This window comes from Pelagimonas varians, from assembly GCF_003208435.1.
Classification (GTDB): domain Bacteria; phylum Pseudomonadota; class Alphaproteobacteria; order Rhodobacterales; family Rhodobacteraceae; genus Pelagimonas; species Pelagimonas varians.
In genome coordinates this window covers 33,035-52,846 of sequence record NZ_QKMF01000009.1, presented here as the reverse complement: position 1 = coordinate 52,846, position 19,812 = coordinate 33,035, and the positions used below count along the sequence as shown (strand labels likewise).

18 protein-coding genes are annotated in these 19,812 nt (G+C 55.7%); 12 read left to right on the top strand and 6 right to left on the bottom strand.

All coding sequences use genetic code 11. The features are described 5' to 3' along the window. Positions 1-3: 3 nt before the first annotated feature. The 8 genes from C8N36_RS13080 (at position 4) to C8N36_RS13045 (ending at position 9,806) form a co-directional block, all read left to right on the top strand. Positions 4-447 (top strand): GFA family protein, encoded by a 444-nt coding sequence (locus C8N36_RS13080; protein WP_170125872.1) that lies wholly within the window; start codon positions 4-6, stop codon positions 445-447. After that, complete coding sequence (gene gltB, locus C8N36_RS13075) at positions 444-4,979, top strand: glutamate synthase large subunit (RefSeq protein WP_097805188.1); 4,536 nt, start codon at positions 444-446, stop codon at positions 4,977-4,979. Before C8N36_RS13080 ends, gltB begins: the two co-directional genes overlap by 4 nt. A gap of 331 nt (positions 4,980-5,310) precedes the next feature. Then, positions 5,311-6,048 (top strand): monofunctional biosynthetic peptidoglycan transglycosylase, encoded by a 738-nt coding sequence (mtgA, locus tag C8N36_RS13070; RefSeq protein WP_097805189.1) that lies wholly within the window; start codon positions 5,311-5,313, stop codon positions 6,046-6,048. A gap of 100 nt (positions 6,049-6,148) precedes the next feature. Then, on the top strand, positions 6,149-6,814 hold the full coding sequence (gene fzlA, locus C8N36_RS13065) for an FtsZ-binding protein FzlA (protein WP_097805190.1): 666 nt from the start codon (positions 6,149-6,151) through the stop codon (positions 6,812-6,814). Positions 6,815-6,895: 81 nt separating this feature from the next. Then, on the top strand, positions 6,896-7,951 hold the full coding sequence (queG, locus tag C8N36_RS13060) for a tRNA epoxyqueuosine(34) reductase QueG (RefSeq protein ID WP_176527098.1): 1,056 nt from the start codon (positions 6,896-6,898) through the stop codon (positions 7,949-7,951). 185 nt (positions 7,952-8,136) lie between these two features. Beyond that, complete coding sequence (gene msrB, locus C8N36_RS13055) at positions 8,137-8,586, top strand: peptide-methionine (R)-S-oxide reductase MsrB (protein ID WP_097805191.1); 450 nt, start codon at positions 8,137-8,139, stop codon at positions 8,584-8,586. After that, a complete protein-coding gene (gene msrA, locus C8N36_RS13050) occupies positions 8,583-9,077 on the top strand; it encodes a peptide-methionine (S)-S-oxide reductase MsrA (protein ID WP_097805192.1) in 495 nt (164 codons plus the stop codon). The genes msrB and msrA overlap by 4 nt, the downstream gene beginning before the upstream one ends. 108 nt (positions 9,078-9,185) lie before the next feature. Then, positions 9,186-9,806, top strand: coding sequence for a class I SAM-dependent methyltransferase (locus tag C8N36_RS13045; protein WP_097805193.1), 621 nt, complete (start codon positions 9,186-9,188; stop codon positions 9,804-9,806). 15 nt (positions 9,807-9,821) lie between these two features. Here the strand turns inward: C8N36_RS13045 and C8N36_RS13040 are convergent, their stop codons facing one another. After that, positions 9,822-10,238, bottom strand: a complete 417-nt coding sequence (locus tag C8N36_RS13040) for a globin family protein (protein ID WP_097805194.1) — start codon at positions 10,236-10,238, stop codon at positions 9,822-9,824. Between the two features lie 213 nt (positions 10,239-10,451). On the opposite strand from C8N36_RS13040, the gene C8N36_RS13035 reads away from it, so the two are divergent. Beyond that, positions 10,452-12,485 carry an NADPH-dependent 2,4-dienoyl-CoA reductase gene (locus tag C8N36_RS13035; RefSeq protein WP_097805195.1) on the top strand — a complete coding sequence of 678 codons (2,034 nt, stop codon included), beginning with the start codon at positions 10,452-10,454 and terminating at the stop codon, positions 12,483-12,485. 102 nt (positions 12,486-12,587) lie between these two features. Next, the gene (gene creD, locus C8N36_RS13030) at positions 12,588-14,033 is read left to right on the top strand and encodes a cell envelope integrity protein CreD (RefSeq protein WP_097805196.1); all 1,446 of its coding nucleotides are present in this window, start codon (positions 12,588-12,590) and stop codon (positions 14,031-14,033) included. A gap of 67 nt (positions 14,034-14,100) precedes the next feature. Here the strand turns inward: creD and C8N36_RS13025 are convergent, their stop codons facing one another. Further along, positions 14,101-14,550, bottom strand: a complete 450-nt coding sequence (locus C8N36_RS13025) for a DUF4399 domain-containing protein (RefSeq protein WP_097805197.1) — start codon at positions 14,548-14,550, stop codon at positions 14,101-14,103. A 141-nt stretch (positions 14,551-14,691) separates the two neighbouring features. Here C8N36_RS13025 and C8N36_RS13020 point away from each other — a divergent pair, with 141 nt between their 5' ends. Both C8N36_RS13020 and C8N36_RS13015 read left to right on the top strand, forming a co-directional pair. Further along, complete coding sequence (locus C8N36_RS13020; RefSeq protein ID WP_097805252.1) at positions 14,692-15,603, top strand: AEC family transporter; 912 nt, start codon at positions 14,692-14,694, stop codon at positions 15,601-15,603. Positions 15,604-15,725: 122 nt separating this feature from the next. After that, the gene (locus C8N36_RS13015) at positions 15,726-16,631 is read left to right on the top strand and encodes a LysR family transcriptional regulator (RefSeq protein ID WP_097805198.1); all 906 of its coding nucleotides are present in this window, start codon (positions 15,726-15,728) and stop codon (positions 16,629-16,631) included. Positions 16,632-16,713: 82 nt separating this feature from the next. Here C8N36_RS13015 and C8N36_RS13010 read toward each other — a convergent pair whose 3' ends face one another. From C8N36_RS13010 to C8N36_RS12995, 4 genes are all read right to left on the bottom strand, one after another. Beyond that, on the bottom strand, positions 16,714-17,643 hold the full coding sequence (locus tag C8N36_RS13010) for an OmpA family protein (protein WP_097805199.1): 930 nt from the start codon (positions 17,641-17,643) through the stop codon (positions 16,714-16,716). Continuing rightward, the gene (locus C8N36_RS13005; protein WP_097805200.1) at positions 17,615-18,184 is read right to left on the bottom strand and encodes a peroxidase-related enzyme; all 570 of its coding nucleotides are present in this window, start codon (positions 18,182-18,184) and stop codon (positions 17,615-17,617) included. Before C8N36_RS13005 ends, C8N36_RS13010 begins: the two co-directional genes overlap by 29 nt. Further along, positions 18,181-18,942, bottom strand: a complete 762-nt coding sequence (locus tag C8N36_RS13000) for a GNAT family N-acetyltransferase (RefSeq protein ID WP_245910809.1) — start codon at positions 18,940-18,942, stop codon at positions 18,181-18,183. The genes C8N36_RS13005 and C8N36_RS13000 overlap by 4 nt, the downstream gene beginning before the upstream one ends. A gap of 81 nt (positions 18,943-19,023) precedes the next feature. Next, positions 19,024-19,746: a competence/damage-inducible protein A gene (locus C8N36_RS12995; RefSeq protein ID WP_097805201.1), complete on the bottom strand. Its 723-nt coding sequence runs from the start codon at positions 19,744-19,746 to the stop codon at positions 19,024-19,026. Between the last annotated feature and the right edge of the window lie 66 nt (positions 19,747-19,812).

Genomic DNA, 19,812 nt, shown 5'->3' with positions numbered 1-19,812 from the left:
CCGATGGCGACCAAAACCGGACAGTGTCTTTGCGGGGCGGTGAAACTGACTGCCAACAACGTGCCGAGCACCTTTAACATCTGCTATTGCGACATGTGCAAACGCTGGGCCGGTGGCCGTTGGATGGGCATCTATATCGCGAACCAAGATCTTGAGCTGACGGGCAAAGATGCCGTGACTGCGCTCGCGACCTCGGACTGGGCCGAGCGCGCGTTTTGCAACAAATGCGGGTCCTCGCTTTGGTACAAGGTGACGGACGGACCCTATTCCGATGGGTACAGCATCGGGGTTGGCCTGTTGAATGACACCAGCGATCTAACGCTGGACACTGAATATTATACTGATCGAAAAACACATGCTTACGATTTCCCTGACGGGCGCAAGCAGATGACCGAGGCAGAGGTGCTAGCATTCTTTGTTCCGGCCGAAGAAGGAGAGCCAGAATGACCAAATATGATGAAAATTGGGTCGCAGCCGAAGAAGCCAAGCGCGCATGGATGGCCGAAAACGGCCTGTATAGCGATGCCGAGGAGCATTCTTCCTGTGGTGTTGGCCTAGCGGTTTCGCTGGATGGCAAACCTAGCCGTAAAGTTGTTGAGGCGGGCATCACTGCCCTCAAAGCGATCTGGCACCGCGGCGCGGTAGACGCTGACGGCAAAACCGGCGACGGCGCAGGCATTCATGTGCAGATCCCGACGGATTTTTTCTATGATCAGGTTGAACGCACAGGCCATCGCCCTCGCAAGGATGAACTGATTGCCGTTGGGCAGGTCTTCCTGCCACGGACCGATTTTGGCGCTCAGGAAACCTGCCGGACCATCGTGGAAACCGAAGTGCTGCGCATGGGCTACTACATCTACGGCTGGCGCCATGTGCCGGTCACCGTTGGGTGTCTGGGCGAAAAAGCCAATTCAACCCGGCCCGAGATTGAGCAAATCCTGATCTCGAACTCCAAGGGCGTGGACGAAGAACAGTTCGAGCGTGAGCTTTACGTCATTCGCCGCCGGATCGAAAAAGCTGCGGCTGCTGCTGCAGTTGGCCAGCTGTATGTTGCGTCGTTGTCATGCCGGTCAATCATCTACAAAGGCATGATGCTGGCCGAACAGGTTGCCGAGTTCTATCCGGACCTTCAGGACGACCGCTTTGAAAGCTCATTTGCGATCTATCACCAGCGCTATTCGACCAACACTTTCCCGCAGTGGTGGTTGGCCCAGCCGTTCCGCATGTTGGCGCATAACGGCGAGATCAACACGCTGAAGGGCAACGTCAACTGGATGAAAAGCCACGAAATCCGCATGGCTTCGGCCTCGTTCGGGGATTTCGCAGAAGACATCAAGCCGATCATTTCCAATGGCGCGTCGGATTCGGCTGCGTTGGACGGCGTATTCGAAGTGCTTGTCCGCGCGGGCCGCAGCGCCCCGATGGCAAAAACGATGTTGGTTCCGGAAAGCTGGTCCAAACAGGCGGTGGAACTGCCGCAGGCATGGCGTGACATGTACAGCTATTGCAATGGCGTGATGGAGCCATGGGATGGCCCAGCTGCACTGGCAATGACTGATGGACGTTGGGTTTGTGGCGGCTTGGACCGCAATGGACTACGTCCGATGCGTTATGTTGTGACAGGTGATGGACTGCTGATTGCCGGTTCGGAAACAGGCATGGTGCCCACCGACGAAGGCACCGTCCGCGAAAAAGGCGCGCTTGGCCCCGGCCAGATGATTGCCGTCGATATGCAAGAGGGCAAACTGTACCGCGACACCGAGCTGAAAGATAAGCTGGCGGCTGCACGTCCCTTTGGCGAATGGGTCGAAAAAATCACCGAGCTGGACGGCCCTCTGGGTGCCATGACTGAAAAACCGTTGTTTGAAGGGGCGGAATTGCGCACCCGTCAAATTTCGGCTGGCTATACCGTCGAAGTGCTTGAGCAAATTTTGGCCCCAATGGCCGAGGACGGCAAGGAAACGCTGGCCTCGATGGGTGATGACACGCCGTCTGCGGTTTTGTCGAAAAAATATCGCCCCCTGAGCCATTATTTCCGCCAGAACTTTAGTCAGGTGACGAACCCGCCAATCGACAGCTTGCGCGAATACCGCGTGATGTCGTTGAAAACACGGTTCGGAAACCTGAAAAACGTGCTCGACGAAAGCAGCGCCCAGACCGAAATTTTGGTTCTGGATACGCCGTTTGTTGGTAACGCCCAGTTTGATGAGCTGCAAAAGCAGTTCAATTCACCTTGTGTGACCATCGACTGTACCTTTGCAGCCGGTAAAGGCGCGCTCAGCGAAGGTCTGGAGCGTATCCGGTCCGAAGCAGAAGATGCCGTGCGCAGCGGGTCTGGTCACATTATCCTGACCGATCAGCATTCGGATGCGTCAAAAATTGCAATGCCGATGATCTTGGCGACCAGCGCGGTACATAGCCATCTGACACGCAAAGGTTTGCGGACATTCTGTAGCCTGAACGTGCGCAGTGCTGAATGTATCGACCCACATTACTTTGCCGTTCTGGTAGGTGCCGGTGCGACGGTTGTGAATGCTTATCTGGCCGAAGACAGCCTTGCGGATCGTATTGGCCGTGGTTTGCTGGATATGACCCTAACCGAAGCGGTTGCAAAGTATCGCGAAGCTATTGATCAGGGTTTGCTGAAAATCATGTCCAAAATGGGCATTTCGGTGATTTCGTCCTATCGCGGCGGTCTGAACTTTGAGGCTGTTGGACTGAGCCGCGCGATGTGCGCCGAGTTCTTCCCAGGAATGGTCAGCCGCATTTCCGGCATCGGTTTGAACGGTTTGCAGAAAAAGGCCGAAGAGATCCACGCGCTTGGCTTTGGCCATGGGCAGGATGTTCTACCGATTGGCGGTTTCTACAAGGCCCGTAAATCTGGCGAAACCCACGCGTGGGGCGCACAGACCATGCATTTGCTGCAATCGGCCTGTGACCGTGCCAGCTTTGAAATGTGGAAAAGCTACTCCAAAGCCATGCAGGCCAATCCTCCGATCCATTTGCGGGATCTATTGGCGATCAAACCGCTGGGCGACGCGATCAAAATTGAAGAAGTGGAAAGCATCACTTCGATCCGCAAGCGTTTCGTGACGCCGGGGATGTCGCTTGGGGCCTTGTCGCCCGAGGCGCACAAAACCCTGAACGTTGCGATGAACCGGATTGGGGCCAAGTCTGACAGTGGTGAGGGTGGCGAAGATCCGGCACACTTTGTGCCAGAGCCAAATGGCGACAACCCATCTGCGAAAATCAAGCAGGTCGCCTCGGGCCGGTTTGGTGTCACTGCAGAGTATCTGAACCATTGCGAAGAACTGGAAATCAAGGTCGCACAGGGTGCCAAGCCCGGTGAAGGGGGGCAACTGCCCGGTATGAAGGTCACAGACCTGATTGCCCGTTTGCGCCACTCGACCAAAGGTGTGACGCTGATTTCACCGCCGCCGCACCATGACATCTATTCGATCGAAGACCTTGCGCAGCTGATTTACGATCTCAAGCAAATCAACCCGCGCTGTAAAGTGACGGTAAAGTTGGTGGCGTCGTCCGGTGTTGGCACGATTGCTGCGGGTGTGGCCAAGGCCGAAGCCGATGTGATCTTGATTTCGGGCCACAATGGCGGCACCGGTGCATCGCCTGCAACGTCGATCAAGCACGCCGGTTTGCCTTGGGAAATGGGGCTGACAGAAGCGCATCAGGTTCTGGCGATGAACAAGCTGCGCGACCGTGTGACATTGCGGACCGATGGTGGTTTGCGCACGGGCCGCGACATCGTGATCGCTGCAATGCTGGGTGCCGAAGAATACGGCATCGGCACCGCAGCCTTGATTGCGATGGGCTGCATTATGGTTCGCCAGTGTCAGTCGAATACATGTCCGGTTGGCGTTTGTACCCAGGATCAGGCGTTGCGCGACAAGTTCACTGGATCGGCCGACAAGGTGGTGAATCTGATCACCTTCTACGCCCAAGAAGTGCGCGAAATCCTGGCTTCGATCGGTGCCAAGACTTTGGACGAAGTGATTGGCCGAGCCGATCTGTTGTCGCAAGTCAGCCGTGGGTCCGAGCATCTGGATGATCTCGACCTGAACCCACTGCTGATCCGTGTCGATGAATCCGACTCGATTGTTTACAACCGCGATCGTAGCCGCAACGAGGTGCCTGACACGTTGGACGCCGAGATCGTGCGCGACGCTGCACGATTCTTGGAGGATGGGGAGAAAATGCAGCTGTCTTATGCAGTAATGAACACGCATCGAACTGTTGGCACGCGCACCTCAAGCCACATTGTGCAGAAGTTCGGGATGCGCAATGCGCTTCAGCCTGATCACCTGCACGTCAAACTGACCGGTTCTGCGGGTCAGTCACTGGGGGCATTTGCGGCACCCGGGCTCAAGCTGGAAGTTTCAGGCGATGCCAATGACTATGTTGGCAAAGGCCTGTCAGGCGGCACGATTGTAGTGCGTCCACCATTGGTGTCGCCGCTTGTGGCATCGGAAAACACTATCATCGGCAACACTGTTCTATACGGTGCGACCGACGGGCATCTGTTTGCGGCTGGCCGCGCGGGTGAACGTTTTGCGGTTCGGAACTCGGGCGCGAAGGTGGTGATCGAGGGCTGCGGCAGCAACGGCTGTGAATATATGACCGGCGGTGTTGCGGTTATCCTTGGATCCATCGGGGCCAACTTTGGTGCCGGGATGACGGGCGGAATGGCCTATCTCTATGACCCTGACGGGGTGGCAGGCGATCTGATGAACAAAGAAGGTATCGTGACCTGCCCTGTGGTGACACCGGAATGGGAAGCGCAACTGAAGGGGCTGATTGGCCGCCATGTTGCGGAGACGGGTTCGCTGAAAGCAAAAGAGATCTTGCTGAATTGGGATCTGGAATGTGCCAACTTTGTACAGGTTTGCCCCATTGAAATGCTGGACAAAATCGAATTCCCTTTGGGGATCGAAGATAATCTGGCCGTTCCTGCGGAGTGATGGAGGTCGGGGCCGGCGCTTGTGCAAGCACGTCGCCCCGCCCACCGTCCCATCGCGTGACCCATTTGCCCCGCTGGTTTTACTGGCGGGGCTTTTATGTGGGCTCTGCAAATTTCCACAATTTTGACGAAAATTAACCCAATCTACGGCCGGTTTCCCTGCCAATTCTCGATCATTCCAAAACTGGGATTTCGATGTGACACAGGTTTGTTTCGGTATTATTGGTTATGTGCCTCCGTGCTGGTTTCTGAGGCAGGGCCCCCTTCTTGTTCAAAGGGGCTACAACGTTTCAGGCTATCCATCTGACGATGAAAACGGATAGGACGGATCCATGGCCGCAAAGAAAACATCCCGAAGACCCGTTAAGTCACGCAAAACAAAAGCCGCTTCCAAGAAGGTTCGGCCATTGCGCTGGTTGTTGCGCAAGATGATCTGGGTAGGAGTGATTGCGATGGGTATAATGGCCTTGGCGGTGGTAATTTATGCGGGGCTTAACCCGCCCACCACGCATACGATCTGGTCTGAAGGCAAAAGGTTGGGCACAGTTGATCATCATTGGGTAGATGTTGACGACATCGCGCCAGTGATGCTGCGGTCAGTCGTAGCGGCAGAGGATGCGAATTTTTGCAACCATTGGGGCTTTGATATGTCCGCCATTCGGGCTGCAATCGCAGAAGGCGGAAAACGCGGCGGCAGCACGATTTCGCAGCAAGTGGTCAAAAATGTCTATTTTTGGCAAGAACGCAGCTATATCCGCAAAGCCATGGAAGGGGCGATGACCCCGATGGTGGAAGCGGTTTGGTCCAAGCGGCGCATCTTGGAAGTGTATCTAAACATCGCGGAGTTCGACACAGGGATATTTGGCGTCGAGGCCGCTGCCCAGCACTATTTCGGCGTGTCTCCGGAGGAGTTAAGTCCTAGGCAGGCATCGCTTCTGGCAGCGGTACTTCCTAGTCCGAAAACGCGCAGTGCATCGAAGCCATCGAGTTATGTGTCAAAGCGTGCGCGGGCGATAGAAGGTGGAGCTGCAACAATTCTACGCGATGGTCGGGCGGATTGTTTTGAATAATCGCGAGATCAGCCTGCCAGTGTGCGAGGGGGAGTTGAATCCCGACCGGTTTCGCGGATAGTAGAACAGGTGTTTCCCCGTATTAGGACCGCGCTGTCACATGGCCAAACTCTACCACGTTCCCCTTTCCCCATTTTGCCGAAAAGTTCGGCTTAGTCTTGCCGAGAAAAAGATCGAATGCGAGCTTGTCGAGGAACGCTATTGGGAACACGACGCAGATTTTTTGCGCCGCAACCCGGCTGCCAAAGTGCCTGTTCTCAAGATTGATGGCAAGACTATGTCTGAAAGCGCCGCGATTTGCGAATGGATCGAAGAGAAGTACCCAGAGCCATCCTTGATGCCGAAATCCACCGATGCCCGTTACGAGGTGCGCCGGATTGTCAGTTGGTTTGACGACAAGTTCCACCACGAGGTGACAGCCAAGCTGTTGTACGAGCGGGTGAATAAAAAGATTATGAAGGCAGGGTTTCCCGACAGCGGAAATGTGAAATCCGGCGCAAAGGCTGTGAAATATCATCTCGATTATATGGCTTGGTTGCTAGATCATCGGCGTTGGTTGGCGGGCGATTCTATGACATTGGCCGATTTTGCAGCTGCGGCGCATTTGTCTTCGTTGGACTATATTTCAGACGTGGATTGGAACCGCTCTGAGGTGGTCAAAGACTGGTATGCCAAGATCAAATCACGACCGGCGTTCCGGGCGATTCTGCAAGACCAAGTGCCAGGCTTTCCGCCGCCTGCGCATTATGCCGATCTCGATTTTTGATCCGATCGGTGGGAGGGGGCCAGCCCCCTCTTGGCTCGTGGGGCCAATTCACCCCTGGGATATTTGGGGACAGAAGAAATAATGACTGATTCCGATTTGAAAACACGGCTTGTCGCTGAGGCTCTTGATGTCGGGTTTTCGGCGGCACGAATTTGTAGGCCGGATGCTGTGCCACAAGTCATGGACCGCTTGCAGGCGTTTTTGGATGCTGGATATCACGGTCAGATGGGGTGGATGGCGGACCGGGTACATTGGCGTGGCGCACCGGACGTTTTGTGGCCGCAGGCGCAATCCGTTGTTATGTTGGCCGAGAATTATGGCCCTGATTTTGATCCGCGGGCGGTGTTGGGGCAGCGTGATCGGGGCGCGATTAGTGTCTATGCGCAGAACAAAGACTATCATGATGTTGCTAAGAAGCGATTGAAAAGGCTTGGGCGTTGGCTGATTGAAGCAGCGCGCCGCGGCGGCGAAGAAATTGAAATCAAAGTGTTTGTTGATACAGCCCCAGTGCCGGAAAAGGCGCTGGGTATGGCGGCTGGCTTGGGGTGGCAAGGCAAGCACTCCAATTTGGTGAGCCGCGAGTTGGGATCTTGGTTCTTTTTGGGGGCTCTTTTTACCACGCTCAAAATGGAGCCGGACGCGGCTGGCCGCGACAATTGCGGTAACTGCCATGCCTGTTTGGACGTTTGTCCGACGGATGCCTTTCCGGCCCCCTATCAGGTGGATGCGCGGCGGTGCATTTCCTACCTGACGATTGAACATAAAGGGCCGGTTGCCGAAGATCTACGCAACAAAATGGGCAATCATATTTACGGATGTGATGATTGTCTGGCTGCCTGCCCGTGGAATAAGTTCGCTCAAAAAGCGGCAGAGGTGAAGTATCACGCCCGCGAAGACTTGCTTGCACCTAAGTTGGCGGATTTAGCGGTGTTGGATGACACCGGGTTTCGCGCGTTGTTTTCCGGGTCTCCGATCAAACGGATTGGGCGCGATAGATTTGTGCGCAATGTGTTGTATGCAATCGGGAATTCAGGAGATGCAGCGCTTGGTTCAGTGGCGCACAGTTTGCTAGATGATCCAGATGAGGCCGTTGCAGATGCGGCCGCTTGGGCGATTGCACAGCTTGAGGGGCGCTAGGCTGCCATCCCAGCGCCCCAGGTAATAGCCTAGTTCTTGGGAGAAATAGGTCTGCTACCAAGCGGGTTACATAAGTTAGCTCCGGCGATAATGCGAGTCTTCTCAAGCTGTCGTGAGCGGTGTTACGCTGCCATTTGAATTTGAGCCGCAAGCCCCATCTAATACCTGTGAATAGGAGAACGCGCATGACGACATACGAAAAGCGGGCTGAAGTGATCGACACACTGACGCCGGAGCAATACCGGATTACGCAGGAAAATGGCACGGAACGTCCGGGGACCGGAGCGTATCTCGACAACAAAGCGACCGGCATTTACGTCGATGTCGTGTCCGGTGAGCCGTTGTTTGCGTCAGCTGCGAAATATGAGTCGGGGTGTGGATGGCCGAGCTTTGTTAAAGCAATCGAGCCGGATAACGTGGTGGAACTGCGCGACACAAGTGCCGGGATGATCCGAACCGAGGTCCGGTCGCGCCATGGTGACAGCCATCTTGGGCATGTCTTTCCCGATGGTCCGATGGACCAAGGCGGCCTGCGGTATTGCATCAACTCGGCGGCGCTGCGGTTCATTGCAAAGGATGACATGGAGGCTGAAGGCTATGGCGCATACCTAGGCCAAGTGGAGGATCTGGTATGAGCGAACGTGCAGTGCTGGCTGGCGGTTGTTTTTGGGGCATGCAGGACTTAATCCGCCGTATGCCCGGTGTCAGTGCGACCCGCGTCGGCTATACCGGCGGTGATGTTCCCAATGCCACCTACCGCGACCACGGGACCCATGCGGAAGGGATCGAAATTATCTTTGATCCCGCCAAAACCAGTTTTCGAAAAATACTTGAACTGTTTTTTCAGATTCATGACCCGACAACGACGAACCGTCAGGGCAATGACGTTGGACTAAGCTATCGATCCGCAATCTATTTCACCAATGATACGCAACGCCAAGAAGCGCTGGATACCATTGCGGATGTAGAAGCCAGCGGTCTATGGCCTGGGAAAGTCGTGACCGAGGTAGAACCCGTTGGCGATTTTTGGGAGGCTGAGGCCGAGCATCAAGATTACCTCCAGCGCCTTCCGCATGGCTACACCTGCCATTTTGCGCGGCCAGATTGGGTGCTGCCAAAACGGTAGTTATATTACAGAATCCATGCGAAATTGCATGGGTTCTGTGTGATATCAGGCAATTCAAATCAAAGCGGCTTGGGTCTACATCCAGTCAACAGATGCGGGAGATTTGAAATGAAGCAAGCGGATTTTTGGGACAAAATTGCAGAGAAATACTCAGCCAGCAAAATTGGCAATCAAGCGGCCTATGAGGCTACTTTGGACCGGGTGCGGGAATTCTTGAACGCCGACACGTCGGTTCTTGAGGTGGGTTGCGGTACCGGGTCAACTGCGTTGTTGCTTGCGGATAGCGCAGGGCAAATCACCGGCACCGATATCTCTGGTGAAATGATCCGTATCGCCAAAGGCAAAGCCGCTGCTCAGGGGGTGGCAAATGTCAGGTTCGAGCAAGAGACGGCAAGTGATGCCGGGGCCGGACTTTATGATGTTGTGACAGCGTTCAATTTGCTGCATTTGGTCGATGATCCAGCCGTGGCTTTGGCCAATATTCGCAATAGACTGCCCGAAGGTGGATTGTTTATTTCCAAAACCCCATGCTTGGGAAGCAAGCCGTGGTTCATGCCGCTGATTGCAGTGATGCAATGGATCGGCAAAGCCCCCAAACCTGTGCATTCCTTCAAGCCTGATCGTTTGCGCGATGATATCGAGGCCGCGGGTTTCAGGATCGAAGAGATGATGTTCTTCCCCAAGCAGAACATCAGCCGCTTTATTGTGGCACGTAAAGTTGGGGCCTAAAGCCCTTCGGGGCGGTCAGCCTGGCCGCCCCGCTTTACGCAATTCGTGAAAAACGATTTCCAAGAACATATGAAAATTCAATTCGGCGTCCGAGGGCAAGTTGGTTTGGCCTTGTGCGACGTCTTGAAATGCAAAAATCAGCGCTTCGTGGCAGGCGACATAGTGGCGTTCTTTTAGATCGAACTTGGCATGTGAGGCTGCAAAGGCTTGCGCCAGATCAGAAATCGGTTTGCCGCCAGCCGTGCTGCGCATCAAGTTGAACAAAAACCGCTCTAGCATGTCTGTCTTGGCAATTGGATAGCGTTCAAAATGAACGGCCAGTTCTGGTGTGCGTTCCAAAAGTTTTCCGTAAAACGCGTCCCGGAACTTGCCTTTAGTCGAGAAGATCTTTGGCAGGTGGTCCAGCATATAGCTTGGGTCAAAAGTTGGCATAATGGCTTACTCGCAATAGAAAAAGACAATGAAATTCGCGCGTAAAAAATCGTATCGTGCTGGCTTGGTTCCGGCTGCGATTATGCGTGCAGATATTTCTGACGCCACGTTGCCGGTGACAAGGTAAATTGGATCGTGTGATCTGCGCCTAAGGGTGTCGCTGCTCAATGTCCATTGAGGCAAGGCGTCGCGCGTATCGGAGGAGGAGCCATCATGAGCCACTACCCAAAAATGTTAAGCCCGCTGGATTTGGGTTTCACCACGCTGAAAAACCGCGTGTTGATGGGATCCATGCACACCAATCTGGAAGAGCGCGGCGACTGGAACGCAGTCGCAGAATTCTATGCAGAGCGGGCGCGGGGTGGGGTGGGCCTGATCGTGACGGGCGGCATGTCCCCAAACGAAGAAGGCGGTGTTTTTCCGGGCGCTGCCGGTTTGTTCACCGACACCGACATCGCCAACCACAAAGTGATTACGGACCGTGTGCATGATGGCGGTGGCAAGATCGCCATGCAGATCTTGCACGCGGGGCGCTATGCCTATGGTCCCAAATGCGTTTCGGCCAGTCCGGTCAAATCTCCAATCTCGCCATTCCCTCCGGTCGAGCTGGATGAAGACGGCATTGAAAAACAAATCGCCGACATTGCGCATGCTGCCGCCCAAGCCAAGCGCGCGGGATATGACGGGGTCGAAGTGATGGGCTCGGAAGGGTACTTCCTCAACCAGTTCTTGGTCACGCATGTCAATAAACGGACCGACCGCTGGGGCGGCTCCTATGAAAACCGCATGCGCCTGCCAATCGAAGTGGTCAAACGGGTGCGTGCGGCTGTTGGCCCTGAATTCATCGTGATTTACCGCCTGTCGATGATTGATCTTGTGCCAAATGGGTCCACCCACGCAGAAGTGGTGCAATTGGCGCAAGAGATCGAAAAAGCCGGTGCGACCATCCTCAATACCGGAATCGGATGGCACGAAGCCCGCATTCCCACCATTGCCACAAGTGTTCCACGCCGTGCCTTTGCTTGGGTGACCAAAAAACTGATGGGTAAGGTGGGTATTCCGGTTATCACCTCGAATCGCATCAATTCCCCTGAGGTGGCCGAAGATGTGCTGGCCGGAGGCTGCGCCGACATGGTGTCATTGGCGCGCCCCTTTTTGGCGGATTCGCAGTTTGTGGCAAAGGCGGCGGAAGGTAGGGCAGATACGATCGCACCGTGTATTGCCTGCAATCAGGCCTGTCTGGACCACACATTTGCAGGCAAGGTTTCGACCTGTCTGGTCAATCCACGAGCGGCCTTTGAGACGCAGATTGAATTGTCGATGACAACCAACCCCAAAAAGGTTGCTGTTGTCGGTGCCGGTCCGGCCGGACTGGCCGTGGCGACAACCGCGGCGCAGGTCGGTCATGACGTCACTTTGTTTGATCGGGCACCCGACGTGGGCGGTCAGCTAAACATGGCCAAACAAGTTCCCGGAAAAGAGGAATTCTGGGGGCTGGTCGATTGGTTCCGAACCATGGTTGCCGAAACCGGAGTGAAAACCGAATTGGGCAAAGAGGTCACGGCGGATGATCTGGCCGGTTTTGACGAAGTTGTTGTGGCCACGGGTGTTACCCCGCGTGATCCTGGCATCGACGGGCAGGATCATGCCAAGGTGCTGACCTATATAGATGTCCTTCGCAACAAAGTGGAAGTCGGCAAAAAGGTTGCGGTTATTGGGGCAGGCGGCATCGGCTATGATGTGGCGGAATTCCTTGTGACCGGCGTTAGCCCCACCGAAAACCTGCCCGAATGGATGCGCGAATGGGGGGTCACCGACCCCGAAGAGGCACGCGGCGGTTTGGCCCCCGAAGGTCCGCAGCCAGAACCCGCGATTCGCGAAGTGACGGTGTTGCAGCGCAAGGCTGAGAAACCGGGCAAGCGTTTGGGCAAAACCACCGGCTGGATTCACCGCGCGGCATTGCAGATGAAAAACGTGCAGATGAAGGCGGGCGTGAACTATGAACGCATCGATGACGCGGGTCTGCATATCTCCTTTGGCGAGGCCCGTGAAAATCCCGAAATCATTGCTTGCGATAACGTCATCCTATGCGCGGGCCAGCTGAGTGAGCGCAGCCTTGCTGACGCTCTGGCGACCAAAGGTATCACGGCACATGTGATTGGCGGCGCAGACGTAGCGGCTGAATTGGACGCAAAACGTGCAATCGATCAGGGGGTACGTTTGGCTGTCAGCTTTGGCGCCTCGTAATTTTTCGAAAACTCTGCTCAACTTCTGATCAAGTTCTGAATCGCCCCGGTGCCAAGACTGGGGCGGTTTTCATTTCAGAGGAAGATCCATGCTGGGAACCCCATGTTAAAATCGCCGGGCAGACGCTTTATCGTTGTTGGCATCCTTGTTTTGCTGATGTTCATCCCGCTGTTTTTTGCGGGCGAAGTTATCAATTCGCGCAAACATTACTCTCAGGACACCATTCGAAATGTCGGAATGGAATGGGGCGGGCAACAGACGCTGTCCGGCCCGTTTCTGGTCATCCCGGTCGAACGCGAAGTCAGGACTATCACAGCGCGGCCCAAGGTTGACCCTGTCACCGGATTGGTCATGACGCACCCTGAAACCGGAGAAGACCTGAAAGAGCGTTTTGAAGAGACTGTGATCAAAGCCTCAGACCCGGTCTATTTGTTGCCCAAAGGCTTTGACGCGCAGCTTTCGACGCAAACCCAAATGCGGGCGCGGGGGATCTTTCAGGTGCCTGTCTACCAAGCCAGCGTCGAGATGGGTTTTGACTTTGATCTGTCCGGTGCGCAGACGCAATTGGCGGACAATGAAACCCTGCTTTGGGATGATGCGCGGATCGAGGTGGAGGTGTCCAACAACAAGGCGTTGCGCGGCAAGGCCGAGATTGTTGCCGATGGGGCTGCGTTGCCGTTGGCACCGATGTCTGGCCGGCACGGGTTCACCGCCCGAACAGGGGATCCACGCGGACACCAAGCCTATGCGTTGGCCCTTGGCTTGAACGGTGCGCAAAGCCTGATGGTGACGCCCGTTGGTCTTGACAGCCATGTCACGATGACCGGCGATTGGCCGCATCCGTCCTTTAGCGGCGCGTTCTTGCCGGATGGCCACGAGGTGACAGAAACAGGTTTTAGCGCCAATTGGTCCATCCCGCATTTGGCAAGGCCGCTGCCGCAAGCAGGGCGGGAACCGATGGCAGATGCCGCGCGCACTGTTTCGGGCTTTGGCGTGCGCTACATAGAGCCGAATGATTTCTACCAAAAAGCATACCGCGCCGCCAACTATGGCATCTTGTTCATCGCACTGACCTTTCTGACAATCTTGTTGATTGAACGTGGCAGCGGCAGGCCGGTCCATGCTGTCCAGTATATTCTGGTCGGGCTCACGCAGTCAGTGTTTGTGTTGTTGATGGTGGCCTATGCCGAACAAATCGGTTTTGCGGCGGCCTATGCCGTGTCTGCGGGGGCAACGATAGCCTTGCTGACCGGTTTTGGTGCGGTGGCGATGAAGCTGGGGCGAAGGGCGTTGGTCTTGGGCGCAGTTTTGGTCGTTGTTTATGCTGTGCTGTATCTGATCCTTGATAGTGCTGACTATGCGCTTTTGGCGGGATCAACCTTGGCCTTCTTTGCGATTGCCCTGACGATGTTTGCCACACGCAACGAAGACTGGTTTGGGCCTGAACAGGAAAAGGGCCCAGGGATTTTGGCACGGATGGCAGGGGCGGCCAGTCGGCCTGCGCCGCCTGCCAAGTCGCCAGAGACGCGGCAGAATCCGGCCCCATAAGACGTAAAAAAAACGCGGCCTGCTGATCCGGGCCGCGTTTTCATTTCTTAAGTCGGTGAGGCCCGACTTATTCGACCATGATTGTGATGACCTCAGATGTCACCGGCGAACTGTGTGGAACATGGCCTGCATCCCCCATCACCAGTTGGAGTGTATGCTTGCCCGGGGCCAGATCCAGCGTGACTTGCGTTTGCCCACCACCAAAATGCTTGTGGTTCTCATCTGAGGGCAATCCCATCATCATCTCTTCTTTGCCGTCCTCGCCCATGCCAAGCGGCGGGCGATCAATAAACAAGTGGTGATGGCCAGTGCCGTCCTTTTCGACGCCCGCAGGGGCGACGCCCATACCGCTAAGCCCAAACACAACGGTTACCGGGCTTTTGACTGTGTCACCATCAGCGATATTGGCGAAATAGACGGCTGCGCCTTCAGGGGCCGGGGTTTCGCCGCCTTGTTCTGCGACAAGCGGGTTGGCAAGAGTAAGGGCTAGGACCGTAAGGGCAGTACGAAAAATCATGTTCGGCTCCAGTTCAAAATGTGTTCAATAAGATGAGCGTAACATGAATCATTGAGTCGTCCTAACGGCGAGAACTGCGTGCTTGCGCCGCTTCTCCATTTGGTGTTTGCCAACGAAGGAGTAGCATCGGGAACCTTTGGGATGATTTTTGTCACAATTTTGCAAGGCCTTTTGCCCTCCTTCCTGATGGTTATCTTGGGCGGGCTTCTGCGCAATCGCCTCAGTGAAAATGCGTGGCAGGGGCTGGATCGTCTGAATTTTGAGATCCTCTTTCCGGCTCTGATCTTTGTAGCAGCCTCTGGCCGGCCGATTGCCTTGGTCGATGTCGCGCGCATCGGGCCGGCTGTGTGGATCATTTTGGGGGCAGGGATGGTGCTTGGCTATAGCGCACGGCGCTATGGGCCCGAGAGGTTCTTAGACTTTGCCGGTGGCTGGCAGGTTGCCTGGCGGTTCAATACCGCAATGGGGTTCATTGCGGTGGCGATATTGCCGGATGCCGATTTGGGGATTTTGGCAGTTGCTATCGGTATGGGGATCCCGATGGCCAATTTGCTTGCCGTATCGGCGCTGTCCCGCGGCGGTAGTTTGGGGTTCGGAGCGACGGTCAAACGGATCGCGCTGAACCCGTTTCTACTGGCCTCGGTTTCAGGGGTTCTGGTTGGTCTGTCGGGCTGGACAATCCCTGCACCGGTGCTGGCCCCCATTGAAATGCTGTCTCAGGCGGCCATTCCTGTTGCTTTGATCTCTATAGGGGCCACGATGGATTGGCGTGCCTTGGCCCGGCTTGACCGGTTCAGTGCCATTTTGTGCGGTGTCAGACTGGTGGCGTTGCCGGCGCTGACATTTTCGGCTTGTCTGGCCTTGGATGTGGACCCCTCACTGGCAGGTGTATTGGTCGTGTTTTCTGCGCTCCCCACGGCGTCTGCGGCGCATGTCTTGGCCTCAAGCTTCGGGGCGGATCGTAAACTGGTTGCGACCTTGATTGCGCAGTCAACGCTTCTGGCAGCTGTGACCTTGCCGCTTTGGATTGCTGCGGTGATTATCTGGGTCTGAGCTTGTTTCCCATCCAAGAACACTGACCAATAAAACCCCGATATTGTCGCGCCGCTGCCCCAGTCCTGCCCGATTGTCCCAGCAAAACTCATCCTAAGAAATAGATGAGAAGGGACTCTCGCATGGACCGCCTGACGGAAATGGAAGCGTTCGCCACAGTGGTGGATCAAGGTGGCTTTACGGACGCTGCCAAGAAGATGGGGATTTCAAAATCCGCTGTCTCAAAGCACGTGTCATCGCTGGAGGCCCGCCTTGGAGCGCGTCTGCTGAACCGCACCACCCGGCGGGTAAGCCCGACCGAGATCGGTCTGGCTTATTATGACCGGGCGCGCAGGGTTCTCAATGATGCAGGCGAAGCCGACGCTTTGGTCACCTCAATGCAAAGCGCGCCGTCTGGCCTGCTGCGGATCAGCGTGGCAACTGATTTCGGCGTGAATCACCTAAGCCCTGAGCTGGGTGAATTCCTTGCTGAATTCCCTGACATCACCGTCAATATGGTTCTCAACAACCGCTATGTTGAACTGATTTCCGAAGGGTTCGATATGGCGATCCGCATCGGAGAGCTGGAAGACAGCACTTTGCGAGCCCGTAAGTTGACCGAGACCACCAAACGCATGATCGCCTCGCCTGCCTATTTCGAGAAATATGGCCGTCCGCAGCGGATCGATGACCTGAACGAGCACAAGTTGCTGCATTATTCGAACCAATCTTCGGGCAATGTTTGGAAACTGACGGCCCCTTCCGGTGAAAAGCGCCAAGTGCGCACCGCTGGTTGGTTGACGGTCAACGATGGTCAATCGCTTTTGAATGCCTGTGTTGCCGGCCTCGGCATCGCGTACCTGCCGTCCTACCTCTATCACGAAGCCATGGAAGCCGGTCTGGTCGAGGATGCGATCCCCGAGCTGCCGCAAGAAACCCAAGGTATCTATGCAGTCTATCCACCAGGCCGCTTTACCCAGCCCAAAGTGCGCGCCTTTATCGATTTTCTCGTGCATGCCTTTGCTGAAAAAGGCCCACAGGTCTGGTAATTTCCGAACGTCCCTCGCCCGTGTTGTTGGGCCACCTATCACCCGGGCCATTTGGTCCGGGTTTTTCCGTTCTACCTGCTCGCTACTGAGTGGAAATTAAAATTGCCTCGACCCGCCGATTGGTTTCCCGTCCTTCGGCCGTCAAATTGCTGGCTATGGGGGCAAGGTAGCCAACACCATCCGCACCAATTTGCGACGCCGGAATCGTGCGGCGGGTGCTAAGATAGGTAACAGCCGCCTCTGCCCTTTGGCGCGACAGGGCCTGATTGCCTTCAAGCGACCCGACGGCATCTGTATGTCCGACGAACAAGATACGCCGTGATGGATTGTCTTCCAAATAATCCGCAAGTGCCTCAAGCGAGGCCACTTCACCATCTCCAAGCGATGCAGAGCCTGTTTGAAACTCAAGGTCCCCCAAGACGGCGCGCCCCTGACTTTCCAACTGGGCCGCAATGCCAACGGCAGCGGTTCCAGCGGGACGCAGAGGCGGTGCGGTCGCCTGAACAATGCCGCCCGTTTCACCGGCGCGAATGATCTGAACAAAGCCCGCGTTTTTGTCCTTGCTGGTCAGAATAGACACGGCTTGCCCAGAAGGCCCAGTGGCGGACAGGAAATGAAAGTCCGTTAGATCAACAAACATATCGGGCGCGGGCAGCACAAAGGTTTGAAACCGGAAATCAAACCCGCCGCAATCGGCAGCTATGCAATCCAGAGCAATATCAAAGCTGGCGTCGCGCAACTGTTCGCGAAGCGGCATCATCAATTGCAAGGGAGTCAATCCAGCGGCATCAATCCGCCATGATTGCGCCTGAACCGATCCTTCGATCCGTTGGGTTTCTATGCCCGTTTCCTCTTCCCACGGCCCGACTGGCAGCGGGTAGGCCCCTTGCTTTTGAACAACCTCGCGGGTGAGTTCGGTGCCCAGAGGCAAGGACAGATCCTGCGCGAATGCAGGGGCTGCCCAAACCATAAGCAAGCCAAGCTTAGCGAGACTGAGCGTGATATTCATCATTTGGCCGCATATCGGTGGCACTGGCAACGCGATTGGTCATGTTGAAAAAGCCCGCCACATTTGCGATGTCCCAAATGTCGCGATCAGTAAATCCGGCCTCGCGCAGTTTTTCGCGATCCGCCTCGACGATTTCAGCGCTGGCCTTTGTCATCTTTTCTGAAAATTCCAGCATCGCGTGATGTCGGGGGCTTAGATCTGCCGCGCGCCAGTTCATCACCATCATTTCACCCAGCATGGGGTCACCGGACAATTCGCGTACGGCGGCACCATGTGCGGTCAGACAATAGAAACACTTGTTGATCGAAGAGACTGCAACCGCGATCATTTCGCGTTCCAGTTTGCTCAGTCCGCTGTTGGCCAGCATCAGTTCGTTATAGAGGGCAGTGAAGCTGTTCAGCTTTTCCACGTCAAACGCATAGGCCTGCAAAACATTCGGGATCATGCCCAGTTTGTCTTGGCAAATGTCGAAGTATTTTTGTGTGTCAGCGGGCAGCGGATCAACCATCGGCAGGTTGAGAGCGGTTGGCAGGTCCTTGGTCATATGTCCTCGTTTTCGGCATCTTTCAGGGTGCGATAGTGATAGCGGCCCACGGTTTCCAGATTTAACGCAGCGTACAAACCGTTTGCTGGCTCATTCGCCACGGTGACCAAGGCCCCGATCCATTGCGCGCCCTGACGTTCTGCCCAAATGGCAGCACAGCGCATCATCCAGACCCCAAGACCCTTGCCGCGATGTTCTTCGCGGATTTCAAGCGCATGAACCAAGGCAATTCCATCATGAATGGCGCAAAAGCCGGATCCGGCGGGGCGGTCGCTGACACGCCCGAACAACCCTGTTTTCGGACCCTTGCAGCGGTCCATCACGCGCAGGCGCGGCGCGTCAATCCCGCCTTCATCCCAGATTTCCAGCATGACGGCCAATGGCTCCCACACCGAAAAAGCAGTGACCGGAGGCAGGGCAAGGTCGGTCAGTGTGCTGACCGGAGCGAGGCGGATATTGGTCGAATCTACCGTATCATAGCCGCGTTCGGCCAAGGCACTGTCCAGCGGTTCTTGGTCATTTTGAATCATGAACAAAGGCTGTTGGCCCATAAACCTCATGGCAGTTTCGGCTGCGCTTAGATCATCAGGGTGCCATTCGGCGCGTACAGTTGCCGCTGACACGCGTTTACCGCCACCGCGCCCCTCGCGCAGCATCCAAGGTCCGGCAGCAACTTTGGCAGCGGCCGGCCAAGTACCATCAACCGCGTCGAACAAGCGTTCGGGGGTGGGTAAATCAGGGGAGTTATATGTCGTCACAACCCGTTTATGGCCCTCAATCTTCGCCCTGTCTATGCGGGGCTTTGCAGCAGGTGTTTTTTGCCTGAAGCAGCGGTTTTTCTACGTTGGGAAAAGCGTCGCCAGTTTGGCCATCGCCCGATCGACCATGGCTCCGTCGGCCCCGCGAATGACGATATTTGCCCCGTAAATACCGTCTTTTTGAAAGGGATAGGACCCAATGGACAGCTCTGAAAACTCTTGCGCCAGTTTGCCCAGCGGTTCCGCGATTTCCCCCTCGCCGCGAAAAATTCGCAGCGATTGGCTGAGCAGCGGCGCGCCTCCGGTCAAGTTGGGCAGCAGGCTGGCGACCATTGCCTGAAACACCGCGGGCACTCCGGCCATAACATGCACGTTCTCAAGACTGAAACCGGGCGCAATAGAGACTGGATTGTCGATCAGCGTTGCGCCGTCGGGAATGCGGGCCATGCGCAAACGGGCTGTGTTCAGTTCGGCCCCCTGACGATCATAGTGGGCTTGCAACAGGGCGCGTGCGTCGTCGCGTACATCCACCGGAACACCAAAGGCTAGCGCCACGCAATCGGCAGTGATGTCGTCATGGGTCGGGCCAATCCCGCCGGATGTAACCACCACGTCATAAGACTGACGCAGGGCGTTTAATGCATCAACAATTGCTGTTTGATCATCGCTGACAATGCGCACTTCGGTCAGATCGATCCCCTGTTTGGTCAGCTCACCAGCCAGATAAAACATATTGGCATCACGGGTGCGCCCTGACAGGATTTCATCGCCGATAACAAGCATGGCGGCGCGGGGATTGGTCATGGTCGGCTTCCTTTATTCTCTGCATCTACGATAGACTTATGACCGCGCCGGACAAGGGGGCGCAGC